The 12,020-nt window shown below is 67.0% G+C and carries 9 protein-coding genes; all 9 read right to left on the bottom strand.

What is annotated here, in order from left to right; genetic code table 11:
• Positions 1-73: 73 nt before the first annotated feature.
• The 9 genes from IE097_RS12535 to IE097_RS12495 all read right to left on the bottom strand — a co-directional run bounded on the left by IE097_RS12535 (position 74) and on the right by IE097_RS12495 (position 12,018).
• The gene (locus IE097_RS12535; protein WP_189461268.1) at positions 74-991 is read right to left on the bottom strand and encodes a D-alanine--D-alanine ligase; all 918 of its coding nucleotides are present in this window, start codon (positions 989-991) and stop codon (positions 74-76) included.
• A 10-nt stretch (positions 992-1,001) separates the two neighbouring features.
• Positions 1,002-2,387, bottom strand: a complete 1,386-nt coding sequence (gene murC, locus IE097_RS12530) for a UDP-N-acetylmuramate--L-alanine ligase (RefSeq protein WP_189461184.1) — start codon at positions 2,385-2,387, stop codon at positions 1,002-1,004.
• Positions 2,384-3,457 (bottom strand): undecaprenyldiphospho-muramoylpentapeptide beta-N-acetylglucosaminyltransferase, encoded by a 1,074-nt coding sequence (murG, locus tag IE097_RS12525; protein WP_373295746.1) that lies wholly within the window; start codon positions 3,455-3,457, stop codon positions 2,384-2,386. Before murG ends, murC begins: the two co-directional genes overlap by 4 nt.
• A gap of 142 nt (positions 3,458-3,599) precedes the next feature.
• The gene (gene ftsW, locus IE097_RS12520) at positions 3,600-4,787 is read right to left on the bottom strand and encodes a putative lipid II flippase FtsW (protein ID WP_189461183.1); all 1,188 of its coding nucleotides are present in this window, start codon (positions 4,785-4,787) and stop codon (positions 3,600-3,602) included.
• Positions 4,788-4,791: 4 nt separating this feature from the next.
• Positions 4,792-6,195 (bottom strand): UDP-N-acetylmuramoyl-L-alanine--D-glutamate ligase, encoded by a 1,404-nt coding sequence (murD, locus tag IE097_RS12515; protein ID WP_189461182.1) that lies wholly within the window; start codon positions 6,193-6,195, stop codon positions 4,792-4,794.
• Between the two features lie 9 nt (positions 6,196-6,204).
• A complete protein-coding gene (mraY, locus tag IE097_RS12510) occupies positions 6,205-7,290 on the bottom strand; it encodes a phospho-N-acetylmuramoyl-pentapeptide-transferase (RefSeq protein ID WP_189461181.1) in 1,086 nt (361 codons plus the stop codon).
• A gap of 2 nt (positions 7,291-7,292) precedes the next feature.
• The gene (locus IE097_RS12505; RefSeq protein ID WP_229797569.1) at positions 7,293-8,657 is read right to left on the bottom strand and encodes a UDP-N-acetylmuramoyl-tripeptide--D-alanyl-D-alanine ligase; all 1,365 of its coding nucleotides are present in this window, start codon (positions 8,655-8,657) and stop codon (positions 7,293-7,295) included.
• Entirely contained in the window at positions 8,654-10,150 is a 1,497-nt protein-coding gene (locus tag IE097_RS12500; RefSeq protein WP_189461180.1) for a UDP-N-acetylmuramoyl-L-alanyl-D-glutamate--2,6-diaminopimelate ligase, read from the bottom strand. The genes IE097_RS12505 and IE097_RS12500 overlap by 4 nt, the downstream gene beginning before the upstream one ends.
• Positions 10,138-12,018, bottom strand: coding sequence for a peptidoglycan D,D-transpeptidase FtsI family protein (locus tag IE097_RS12495; protein ID WP_229797568.1), 1,881 nt, complete (start codon positions 12,016-12,018; stop codon positions 10,138-10,140). Before IE097_RS12495 ends, IE097_RS12500 begins: the two co-directional genes overlap by 13 nt.
• Between the last annotated feature and the right edge of the window lie 2 nt (positions 12,019-12,020).

The following is a 12,020-nucleotide window of genomic DNA, read 5'->3' as shown; positions in this document are numbered from 1 at the left end:
TTCCGGTCGCTGCGCTGCTGGCTCGCCTGACCGCCGCTCGCGACGGCCTGACGAGGTTTTTCGCTGCCAAACATCAGTTGGCCTCTCCTTCAAGCGTCGTGTCGAGGATCTGCAGCACCAGCTGCTCGTAGCCGATGCCGGCTTCGCGCGCGCACATCGGGAACAGGCTGTGGCTGGTCATGCCCGGTGCGGTGTTCGGCTCGAGCAGGTAGACCTTGCCGTCGGCGTCGGTCAGGAAGTCGATCCGCGCCCAGCCGGTCGCACCGAGCACGCGGTATGCGGCTTCGGCGAGCACGCGCGCCTGTGCTTCGGCTTCACCGGCGAGGCCCGGGCAGGTGTAGACGGTATCGTCGCGGAAGTACTTGGCGTCGTAGTCGTAGAACTCGGTTGCCGGCTCGATCTTCACCGTTGCCAGCGCACGGCCGTTGAGGACGGCGCAGCTGAACTCGCCACCGGAAACGGCCTGCTCGACCATCACCAGCGGGTCGTACTTGGCGGCTTCCTCGTAGGCGGCGCGGATTTCACCGGCGTTGCGGCACTTGGTCACGCCGACACTCGAACCGCCATTCGACGGTTTGACGAACACCGGCGAGCCCAGCTTCGGGATCACCGAGTCGAAATCGCTCTGCGCGTCGAGCAGCAGATAGGCCGGCACCGGCAGGCCGACGGCCTGCCACATCAGCTTGGTGCGCCACTTGTCCATGCCGATCGCACTCGCCATCACGCCGCAGCCGGTGTACGGGATGCCGAGGTATTCGAGCGCGCCCTGGATCGTGCCGTCCTCGCCATCGCCGCCGTGCAGGATCAGGAAGGCCCGGTCGAAACCCTCTTCGTGCAGCGCTTCGAGCGCTTGTTCGGCCGGATCGAAGGCATGGGCGTCGATGCCCTGGCTGCGCAGTGCCTCAAGCACGCCCTTGCCGCTCATCAGCGAGACTTCGCGCTCGCTCGATTCGCCGCCCATCACCACGGCCACCTTGCCGTACTGCTTCATTTCAGCCATTTCAGTTCTGCACCAGTTTGCCGGGAACGGCGCCGATCGAGCCCGCCCCCATCGTGATCACCACATCGCCGTGTTTCGCAGCCGCGACGATGGCGGACTGCATGTCGGCAATGTCTTCGACAAAAATCGGTTCGACCTTGCCGGCAACGCGCACCGCGCGCGCCAGCGAACGGCCGTCGGCTGCGACGATCGGCGCCTCGCCGGCGGCGTAGACCTCGGCCAGCAGCAGGCCGTCGACCGTACCCAGCACCTTGACGAAGTCCTCGAAGCAGTCGCGCGTGCGGCTGTAACGGTGCGGCTGGAAGGCCAGCAACAGCCGGCGCCCCGGGAAGGCGCCCCGCGCCGCGGCGATCGTCGCCGCCATTTCGACCGGATGGTGGCCGTAGTCGTCGACCAGCGTGAAGCTGCCACCGTCGCACGCCACTTCGCCGTAGCGCTGGAAGCGCCGGCCGACGCCCTGGAAGGTCGCCAGCGCGCGCTGGATCGCCTCGTCGGACGCGCCGACTTCGAGACCGATGGCAATGGCCGCCAGCGCATTCAGCACGTTGTGCTGGCCGGGCATGTTCAGCGTGACCGGAATCCGCCGCGTCTCGCCGTTTTCCCACACCGCGTCGAAACGCATCTGGCCGTCGGCCGCGACAACGTTTTCGGCGCGCAGCATCGCGTCGGCGCTGGTGCCGTAGGTCGTGATCGGGCTGGTCACGCGCGGCAGGATTTCGCGCACGCTGGCGTCGTCGATGCACAGCACCGCGCGGCCGTAGAACGGCAGGTGGTAGAGGAACTCGACGAAGGCCTTCTTCACGTTGTCGAAGTCGTGGCCATACGTGTCCATATGGTCCTGGTCGATATTGGTCACGACCGAGATCATCGGGCTCAGGTGCAGGAAGGACGCATCGCTCTCGTCGGCTTCGGCGACCAGATAGTCACCGTGACCAAGGCGCGCGTTCGAGCCGGCCGCGTGCAGCTTGCCGCCGATGACGAAGGTCGGATCCATGCCGGCGGCTTCGAGAATGCTGGCAGTCAGGCTGGTTGTCGTCGTCTTGCCGTGCGTACCGGCGATCGCGATGCCGCGCTGCAGCCGCATCAGTTCGGCCAGCATCAGCGCGCGGGGAATCACCGGTATTTTGCGCGCGCGCGCCTCGACCACCTCGGGATTGTCGTCCTTGACCGCGCTCGAGATCACCACGACATCGGCGTCGGCGACGTAGGCCGCATCGTGGCCCTTGTGCACCACGGCACCGGCGTTCTGCAGCCGCTGCGTCGCCGCGTTGCTGCCCAGATCGGAGCCGCTGACGGCAAAGCCCTGGTTGGCGAGCACCTCGGCGATGCCGCTCATGCCGACACCGCCGATCCCGACAAAGTGGATGCGTTTGACCTTGTGTTTCATCTTGCCAATTCCTCGATCACCGCCACGACCCGTTCGGTCGCGTCGGGCTTGGCGAGCTGCCGGGCCTTGTGGGCCATTTCCAGGCAGCGCGCTCGGTTTGTCTCTTTCAGCAGCGCCGCGAAACGCTCGGCGCCGAATTCGGTTTGTTGCAGCAGCACGCCGGCGCCGGACTCGGACAGGTAACGCGCGTTACCGGTCTGGTGGTCGTCGACCGCGTACGGGAACGGCACCAGCACCGATGCCGCACCGACGCAGGCCAGCTCGGACACGGTCAGCGCGCCGGCGCGGCACAGCACCAGATCGGCATCGGCGTAGGCACCGGCCATGTCGCCGATGAAGGCCACACACTCGGCCTCGACACCGGCCGCGGCGTAGTTGGCCTTCAGCGCATCGATGTGTTTTTCGCCGGCCTGGTGGATCACCACCGGGCGCTCGGCTTCGGGTAACAGCGCCAGCGCCTTCGGCACCTGCTCGTTGAACACCTGCGCACCGAGGCTGCCGCCGACAATCAGCAGCTTCAGCGGGCCGGTTCGACCTGCGAAACGCGATTCGGGTTCGGCAACCGCGGTGATGGCGTCGCGAACCGGATTGCCGACGCAGTCGAAGCGCGGCGGTGCGCTGCGGAACGCCGACGGAAACGCGAACAGCACGCGGTTGGCGAACTTCGACAGCGCCTTGTTGGTCAGCCCGGCCACCGAGTTCTGTTCATGCACCACCAGCGGCAGCCACAGCAGCCGCATCGCTAGGCCGCCCGGGAAACCGGTAAAGCCGCCAAAACCGATTGCCACATCGGGGCGATGGCGGAAGATGGTCCGCAGCGAACCGCACAGCGCCTTCAGCTGTACCCAAGGCTGGGCCAGCTTCTTCAGCAGCCCCTTGCCGCGCACGCCGGTAATGGCGAGCGTTTCGAGCGGGATGTCGTGCTGCGGCACGATGCGCGTTTCCATCGCCCCAGCCGCACCGAGCCAGACCACGTCCCAGCCGCGTTCGCGCATCGCGTTGGCCACGGCCAGCGCCGGGAAGATGTGGCCGCCGGTACCGCCGGCCATGACGAGCAGGGTGCGCTTCATGATGAAGCACCTCCAACGCATCGCGAGGGCGCGAAGCGCAAGGCGCCCGGTGCGCAGCAAGCGGAATGAACATGCGTGTTCATGAGCATTGCGAGCACTGCGCAACGCAGCGATTCGTGGCCGCAGCGGCGTTGCAGGTGTTTCATACCTTGCGCCCCCGCATCAGCTGCCTGTTCTCGTAATCGATGCGCATGACGACGCCGAGCGCCAGCAGGTTGGCGACGATGCCCGAACCGCCGAACGACAGCAGCGGCAGCGTCAGGCCCTTGGTCGGCAGCAGGCCCATGTTCACGCCGATGTTGATCACCGACTGCACGCCGATCCAGATGCCGATGCCCTGTGCCACCAGCGCCTGATAGGCGCGGTCTAGCTTGGCGGCCTGCACGCCGATCATGAAGCAGCGGAACACCAGAAAGGCGAACAGGCCGACAACGACAGCCACGCCGAGGAAGCCGAACTCCTCGGCGATGATCGCCATCAGGAAGTCGGTATGCGCTTCGGGCAGGTAGGACAGTTTCTCGACGCTGGCGCCGAGGCCGACACCGTGCCATTCGCCGCGGCCGAAGGCGATCAGCGAGTGGCTCAGCTGGTAACCCTTGCCGTACGGGTCCTGCCACGGATCGAGGAAGCCGAGCACGCGCGCGCGCCGGTACGGCGAGCTGGCGATCAGGCCGACGAAGCCGATGCCGAGCAGCACGATCAGCCCGGCGAACAGCCGCCAGTTGAAACCGCCGAGGAAGAGCAGGCCCATGGTGATCGCGGTGATGACCGCGAACGCGCCGAAGTCCGGTTCGAGCAGCAGCAGACCGCCGACGATGAGCATCACGAACAGCATCGGCAGCAGACCCTTGGTGATGCTGGCCCAGAAGTCGCCGCCCATGAATGCGGCCTTGCGCACCGTGTAGTCGGCGGCATAGAAGGCCGCGGCGAGCTTCATCAGCTCGGACGGCTGCAGGTTGATCACCACCAAACCGAGCCAGCGCCGGCTGCCGTTGACCTCGCGGCCGATGCCCGGCACCAGCACCAGGATCAGCAGCAGCACGCCGAGGATGAACAGCAAGGGCGCGTACTGCTGCAATGTCCGGGTCGAGATGCTGAACGAAAAGAAGGCCGCGACCACGCCGACGACGAGGAAGATCGAGTGGCGGATCAGGAAGTAGGTCGAGCGGAAACCGGTGTCCTTGTCGACTTCGGCCATCGCGATCGACGCCGAATAGACCATTACCAGACCGATGGTCAGCAGCAGGATCACGCACCACAGCAGCGCCTGGTCGTAGGCGGCCATGCTGGGGCGGATGCGCTTGAGGGCCCGGTAGAAGATCGCTTTCATCGCGTCAGCCTTCCAGACCCCGGACCGCGGCAATGAACACTTCGGCGCGGTGGTGATAGTTGCGGAACATGTCGAGACTGGCGCACGCCGGGCTCAGCAGCACCACATCGCCCGGTTCGGCGAGGTTGGCGGCCATCTGTGTCGCCATTTCCAGCGTCGGCACCTGCAGCACCGGCAGGAAGGCTTCCTCGTCGTCATCGGCGTCGAGCAGTTGCGAGGTGGCCTCGTTGAGCACCTCGGCGATCTGCGGTCCGTCCCGGCCGATCAGCACCACGGCACGGCAGATGCGCTCGCACGCGGCCTTCAGCGGCATGAAATCCTGACCCTTGCCGTCACCGCCGGCGATCAGCACCACCGGCTGGCTCATGCCCTTGAGCGCCGCCTCGGTCGCACCGACGTTGGTGCCCTTCGAGTCGTCGTAATACCTGACGCCCGCCTTCTCGGCGACGAACTCGACGCGGTGCGGCAGGCCCTTGAAGGCCTTGAGCGCAGCGATCGACAGTGCACTCGGCAGGCCGATCGCGCGGGTCAGCGCCAGCGCGGCCAGCGCGTTGGCGGCGTTGTGCAGCCCCGCGAGCTGCAGCTCGCCGGCTTTCATCAGCGTGCGCTCGCCGAGCTTGAGCGCCACGTCGTCGCCGTCGGCGACCAGACCGTACTCGCTCGGATTGCGCGGCGCATCGGTGCCGAACCAGACGATGTTGCGGCCCGGCTGCGTCATGCCGCGGCACCAGCCGTCCTCGCGGTTCAGCACCATCACGCCGAGCCCATTGAAGATCCGCGCTTTGGTCTGTGCGTAGTCGCGCATGCCGTCGTAACGGTCGAGATGGTCTTCGGTCACGTTGAGCACGACGGCAGCGTCGGGCGTCAGCGAGCTGGTGGTTTCCAGCTGGAAGCTCGACAGTTCGAGCACCCAGACGTCCGGATTGCCGCTGCGGCTTTCCCAGTCGGACAGCGCATCGAGTACCGGCAGGCCGATGTTGCCGGCAACGACGGTCTTGAGGCCGGCCTGCTCGCACATCTTGCCGACCATGCTGGTGACGGTGGTCTTGCCGTTGCTGCCGGTGATCGCCAGCACCCGGGCACCGCTGCCGCGGATGGCACGTGCCAGCAGCTCGACGTCGCCGGCGATGTCGACACCCCGGGCAATCGCACGGGCGATTTCGGGCGTGGCCAGCGGCACGCCGGGGCTGACGACGAGCAGCCCGGCATCGGCAAACGTCGCGTCGCTGAAGGCGCCGAATCGCGTGGCGACAGCGGGCAGCTCGGCAGCGAGCACGTCGGCGCTGGGCGGCACATCGCGGCTGTCGGCGACGGTGACCTGCGCGCCATGGCGTACGAGCCAGCGCACGCAGGACAGCCCGGTGATGCCGAGCCCGACGACGACGACGTTCTTACCGTTGAAATCCATGTCGGCTCCTCAGCGCAACTTCAGCGTGGCCAGGCCGACGAGGACCAGCAGCATGGTGATGATCCAGAAGCGGACGACAACCTGCGTCTCCTTCCAGCCCTTGAGTTCGTAGTGGTGGTGCAGCGGTGCCATCCGGAACACCCGCTTGCCGGTCATCTTGAAACTGGCGACCTGGATCATTACCGACAGCGCCTCGACGACGAACACGCCGCCCATGATCAGGAGCACGATTTCCTGGCGCACGATCACCGCCACGGTGCCGAGGCCGGCGCCGAGCGCCAGCGCACCGACGTCGCCCATGAAGACCTCGGCCGGATAGGCGTTGAACCACAGGAAGCCGAGCCCGGCACCGGCCATCGCCGCGCAGAACACCACCAGCTCGCCGGCGCCCGGCACGTGCGGAATGCCGAGATAGGTCGCGAACTTCACGTTGCCGGCAACGTAGGCGAAGATGCAGAACGCACCCGAGACGAGCACCGTCGGCATGATCGCCAGACCGTCGAGGCCGTCGGTCAGGTTGACCGCGTTGCTGGTGCCGACGATGACGAAATAGGTCAGTACGCAGAAGCCGATCGCCCCGAACGGATAGAGGATTTCCTTGTAGAACGGGATGATGAAGCCGGTGTGCGACGGCAGCTGGCCGGCGTTGACGAGGAACAGCCCGGCACCGATGGCGATGGCCGACTGCCAGAACATCTTGGCCTTGGCACTCAGGCCCTTCGGGTTCTTCAGCGCCACCTTCTTGTAGTCGTCGACGAAGCCGATGATGCCGGTCGCCAGCGTCACGATCAACACCAGCCAGACGTACTTGTTGCTCAGCTCGCCCCACAGCAGCGTCGTCAGGCCGATCGACAGCAGGATCAGCGTGCCGCCCATCGTCGGCGTGCCGGCCTTGACCAGATGCGTCTGCGGGCCGTCGCTGCGGACCGCCTGGCCGACCTTCATTTCGGTCAGCTTGCGGATCACCCAAGGACCGAGCATCCACGAGATCGTCAGCGCGGTCATCGTCGCCAGCACCGCGCGCAGCGTGATGTAGTTGAAGACATTGAAGGCGCGGATCGATTCACCGAGCCATTGCGTCAGCCAGAGCAGCATGGCTAGTCGTTTCCTTGTTCGTTGACGAGCGCGTCGACGACACGCTCCATGCGCATGAAGCGCGATCCCTTGACCAGCACCGCCGCGTCGGACCCCGTTTCGGGCGTCAGCGCCGCGAGCAGCGCGTCCAGCGTGTCGAAATGCCGGCTGCCGAACGCCGCAGCGGCCTCGCGCATGTGTTCGCCGAGCGTGAACAGGTGCTGCACGCCAGCCGTCTTCGCGTAGGCACCGACTTCGGCATGGCGTGCCGGCGCGTCGTCACCGACTTCGCCGATGTCGCCGAGCACCAGCAGGGTCCGCCGTTGCTGGTCGGCGCCGATGCGGACCAGCACGTCGATCGCCGCCTTCATCGAGTCCGGATTGGCGTTGTAGCTGTCGTCGATCAGCAATGCGCCACGGGCGGCGGTCTTGCGTTCGAGGCGGCCTTTTACACCGTGGTACGCGGCAAGGCCAGCGGTACAAATGACAAGCGGGACGGCCAGTGCCAGTGCGGCCGCAGTGGCGGCCAGCGCATTGCGGACGTTGTGCACGCCCGGCACGCCGAGCTGCACCACGGCGTTGCCCGCCGGCGTTGCCATCACAAAGCGGCTGTCGAGCGCACCGGCGATGATGTCGGTCGCACGGACGTCCGCCTCGGCACCAAGGCCGAAGCCCGTCTGCGGCTTGCCGGCGGCGAGCGAACGCCACAGCGGCGCGTAGACGTCGTCGGCATTCAGTACCGCGGTCCCGCCATCGGCCAGTCCGGCGAAGATTTCGCCCTTGGCGCGCGCCACGCCCTCGACCGAGCCCAGTGCTTCGAGATGCGCCGCGCCGGCGTTGTTGACCAGCGCGACGTCCGGACGCGCCATGCGCGTCAGGTAGTCGATCTCGCCAAAGTGGTTCATGCCCATTTCGACCACCGCATAACGGTGCTGCGCGCGCAGGCCCAGCAGCGTCAGCGGCACGCCGATGTGGTTGTTGAGGTTGCCGCGGGTCGCCAGCACCGCGTCGGCACCGGCGTGGGCCGCGAGAATGGCCGCAGTCATTTCCTTGACGCTGGTCTTGCCGTTGCTGCCGGTGATCGCGATCAGCCGTGGCGCGATCACGTCGCGCCAGTGACTGGCCAGCGCGCCGAGTGCCGCGAGCGTGTCGGCGACGACGATGCGGTTGCCCGTGCCGCCGGTCTCGACCAGTACGGCCGCGGCGCCCTGTGCCAGCGCGGCATCGGCGAAATCGTGCCCGTCGAAGCGGTCGCCACGCAGCGCGACGAACAGGTCGCCTTCGCGGATGTCGCGGCTGTCGGTGGTGACACGGGCGAACGAGGCCGTCGCGTCGCCCTGAACGGCGCCACCGACGGCCTGTGCTGCCGCGTGCAACGTCAACATCATGATGCTTTCCTCGTCAGGGCGGCGCGGGCCACTTCAACGTCGTCGAAGTGATGGCGCACGCCCCGGATTTCCTGATAGGTCTCGTGGCCCTTGCCGGCGATCAGGACGACATCGCCCGCGCCGGCGAGGTCGATCGTTGCGGTGATCGCGCGGGTGCGGTCCGATTCGATCGAATAGTTGGCCAGACCGCTGCCGTCGACACCGGCCACGCCGGCGACGATGTCGTCGATGATCTGTTGCGGCGGCTCGCTGCGCGGATTGTCGCTGGTGATCACGGTGGCATCGGCGAGCCGGCAGGCGATCTCGCCCATCAGCGGCCGCTTGCCGCGGTCACGGTCGCCGCCGCAGCCGAACACGCAGTAGAGCCGGCTTCTCGCCGGCATCGCCTCGCGCAAGGTCGTCAGCGCCTTGTCCAGCGCGTCGGGCGTGTGGGCGTAATCGACGACGACCAGCGGCTGCCGCACACCGCCAAGGCGCTGCATCCGCCCCGGCGCCGACTCGATCGCCTCGAGCGCGGCCACGGCCTGGACCAGTGCCACGTCGGCGGCCAGCAGCACGCCCAGGCAGGCGAGCAGGTTGTAGGCGTTGAAACGGCCGACCAGCGACGATCGGATCGTCGCCCCGCCGGCCGGCGTCACGACGTCGAGCACGAGGCCGTCCAGCGTCGCCTCGATCCGGGTGGCGCGGATGTCGCCGGCGTCGATGCCGTAGCTCAGCACGCGCGGCGCGGTCGTTGTGGCCAGCAGCGTGCGTCCGAAGGCATCGTCGGCGTTGATCACCGCCGCCTTCAGTCCCTGCCAGACGAAGAGTTTGGCCTTCTCGGCGCCGTAGGCTTCGAGCGTGCCGTGGTAGTCGAGATGATCGCGTGTCAGATTGGTGAATACGGCGATGTCGAACGCGACGCCGTGCGCACGCGCCTGCGCGAGCCCGTGCGAGCTGACTTCCATCGCCACATGCGCGGCACCGGCGTCGCGGAACCGCGCCAGCCAGTGCTGCAGCGCGACCGGATCGAGCGTCGTGTGCGTCGAGCTCTCCAGTGCCGGGTACACGCCATTGCCGAGCGTGCCGAGCACGCCGGTCGGGAAGCCGAGCCGGGTGAAGGCCTGACCGAGCCAGTTGGCGATCGACGTCTTGCCGTTGGTGCCGGTGATGCCGACGACGGTCTGCGCCGCACTCGGATGGCCGAGCAGATGGCTCGCGACGATGCCGGCCTGTGCACGCAGCTGCGGCACGCCAAGGTTCGGCACCGTCCACTGCGGCTGCCAGACGAAACCGTCGCCATCCGTATCATCGGACTCCCACAGCACCGCACCGGCACCGGCGGCAATTGCCGCATCGATGTACCGGCGGCCGTCGGCGTACTCGCCCTGGAAGGCGAGGAACACGTCACCGGGCCGGACCTTGCGGCTGTCGGCCACGACCTCGCGGCCCGCGGCAAGGGCGTCGATCGCGGCGAAGTCGAGCGCGGGCAGTGCCCAGCTTATGGGACCCATGCTTCGTCCTCCTTGGTGTCCTGGGGACTCGGCAGCAGAATGTTGTTGGTCGGCGCGTCCGGCGGGATGCCGAGCAGGCGCAGCGTGCCGGCGACGACACTCGAAAACACCGGCGCGGCGACGGCGCCACCGTAAATGCTCTTCTTGATGTCCGGTTCGTCGATCATTACCGCGACGATCAGCCGCGGATTCGACACCGGCGCCAGACCGACAAAGGAGCCGACGTATTTCTTGTCGGCGTAGTTGCCGCCGCTCTGCTTGCGGGCGGTACCGGTCTTGCCGGCCACGCGGTAGCCGACCACCTGCGCACGCGTCGCGGTACCGCCGGGCTGGGTTACCTTTTCGAGATAGCCGCGGATCGTCTGCGCCAGCTCGGGCGAAATCACCTGCTTACCCGGCATCGGTGCCGGCTGCTTGATCAGGCTCACCGGATGCTCGATGCCGTCGGTGGCGAAGATCTGGTAGGCCTTGGCCATCTGCATCAGGCTGACCGACAGGCCGTAGCCGTAGCCCATGGTGCCCTGCTCGATCGGATACCAGGTCTTGAACGGCCGCAGCTTGCCCGATGATTCGCCCGGAAAGCCCAGCCCTGGCCGCTGGCCGATGCCGACCGCGTTGAGCATGTTCCACTGCGTTTCGCGCGGCATCGTCAACGCGACCTTGAGCGCGCCGATGTTGCTCGAATGCACGAGGATGCCCTCGGGGGTCAGCACGCCGTAGTTGTGGGTGTCCTTGATCGTGAAGCCGCCCATCGACAGTGCACCGGGCGAGGTGTTGAACGTCGTCTTGGCGTTGATCGTGCCGGCCTGCATCGCCGCGGCGATGGTCAGCGGCTTGAGCGTCGAACCCGGTTCGTACAGGTCGGTAATCGCGCGGTTGCGCTTCTTCGACGGATCGATCGGCGCGCGGCTGTTCGGGTTGTACGACGGCGAGTTCGCCAGCGCGAGGATTTCGCCGGTGCGCGCGTCGAGCACGACGATGCTGCCGCCGGCAGCATCGAAATCGCTGACCGCCTTGTTGAGCTCGCGATAGGCGAGGTACTGGATGCGCCGGTCGATCGACAGCGCCAGCGTCTCGCCGTCTTTCGGGGGCACGATGGTCGAGATGTCCTCGACGATGTAGCCGCGCCGGTCGCGGATCACCGTGCGGCTGCCGGTCTGGCCGGACAGCAGCTTGTCGCGCGCGAGTTCGAGCCCTTCCTGACCATGGCCGTCGATGTTCGTGTAGCCGATGATCTGCGCCATGATCTCGCCGGCCGGATAGTAGCGACGGTACTCGGCCTGTGCGTAGACGCCGGGAATGTTCAGCGCCAGCACGTTCTTGGCATCCTGCGGGTTCATCTGCCGGCGCAGCCAGACGAAATCGGGACGGCTGGGCTTGCCTTCCTTGTCCTTGATGACCTCGCCCTTGTTGGTGCGGCGCGGATCGCCGAGCTTCTTCACCACATCGGCGGCCGGCATGCCGAGGGCACGCGCCAGCTTGGCGACTTCATCCTGCGACAGCGGCACCGGATCCTTGTCGGACTCCGGTTCCCAGTCGTCCGGACGGGTCTGGCCGGCGGGCAGCAGGGCGATGCTGCGCGGGCTGGCCCAGATCGACTGCACCGGCGTCGAGATCGCCAGCGGCTCACCGTTGCGGTCGGTGATCATGCCGCGATTGGCTTCGAGCCGGAGCGTCCGGGCATAGCGCGCCTCGCCCTGGCCCTGCAGGAACTCTTCGTTGAACACCTGCAGCCACAGGCCGCGGCCGAGCAGGATCGCAAACAGCCCCAGCAGCCCGGCAATGACGAACCAGACCCGCCAGCGCTCGAGCTTGAGCTGCTGGCTGTAGCGCTTGCGCGCCTGAGTCGGCGGAATCATCCGGTTCATGA

Source organism: Jeongeupia chitinilytica (genome assembly GCF_014652315.1).
Classification (GTDB): domain Bacteria; phylum Pseudomonadota; class Gammaproteobacteria; order Burkholderiales; family Chitinibacteraceae; genus Jeongeupia; species Jeongeupia chitinilytica.
This window is presented reverse-complemented; position numbering and strand designations above follow the sequence as displayed.

Bases quoted from the DNA above. Each gene is read 5' to 3' on its own strand.
- IE097_RS12535 (WP_189461268.1), bottom strand. From the start codon at position 991: ATGAAGCAGTACGGCAAGGTGGCCGTGGTGATGGGCGGCGAATCGAGC.
- murC (WP_189461184.1), bottom strand. From the start codon at position 2,387: ATGAAACACAAGGTCAAACGCATCCACTTTGTCGGGATCGGCGGTGTC.
- murG (WP_373295746.1), bottom strand. From the start codon at position 3,457: ATGAAGCGCACCCTGCTCGTCATGGCCGGCGGTACCGGCGGCCACATC.
- ftsW (WP_189461183.1), bottom strand. From the start codon at position 4,787: ATGAAAGCGATCTTCTACCGGGCCCTCAAGCGCATCCGCCCCAGCATG.
- murD (WP_189461182.1), bottom strand. From the start codon at position 6,195: ATGGATTTCAACGGTAAGAACGTCGTCGTCGTCGGGCTCGGCATCACC.
- mraY (WP_189461181.1), bottom strand. From the start codon at position 7,290: ATGCTGCTCTGGCTGACGCAATGGCTCGGTGAATCGATCCGCGCCTTC.
- IE097_RS12505 (WP_229797569.1), bottom strand. From the start codon at position 8,657: ATGATGTTGACGTTGCACGCGGCAGCACAGGCCGTCGGTGGCGCCGTT.
- IE097_RS12500 (WP_189461180.1), bottom strand. From the start codon at position 10,150: ATGGGTCCCATAAGCTGGGCACTGCCCGCGCTCGACTTCGCCGCGATC.
- IE097_RS12495 (WP_229797568.1), bottom strand. From the start codon at position 12,018: ATGAACCGGATGATTCCGCCGACTCAGGCGCGCAAGCGCTACAGCCAG.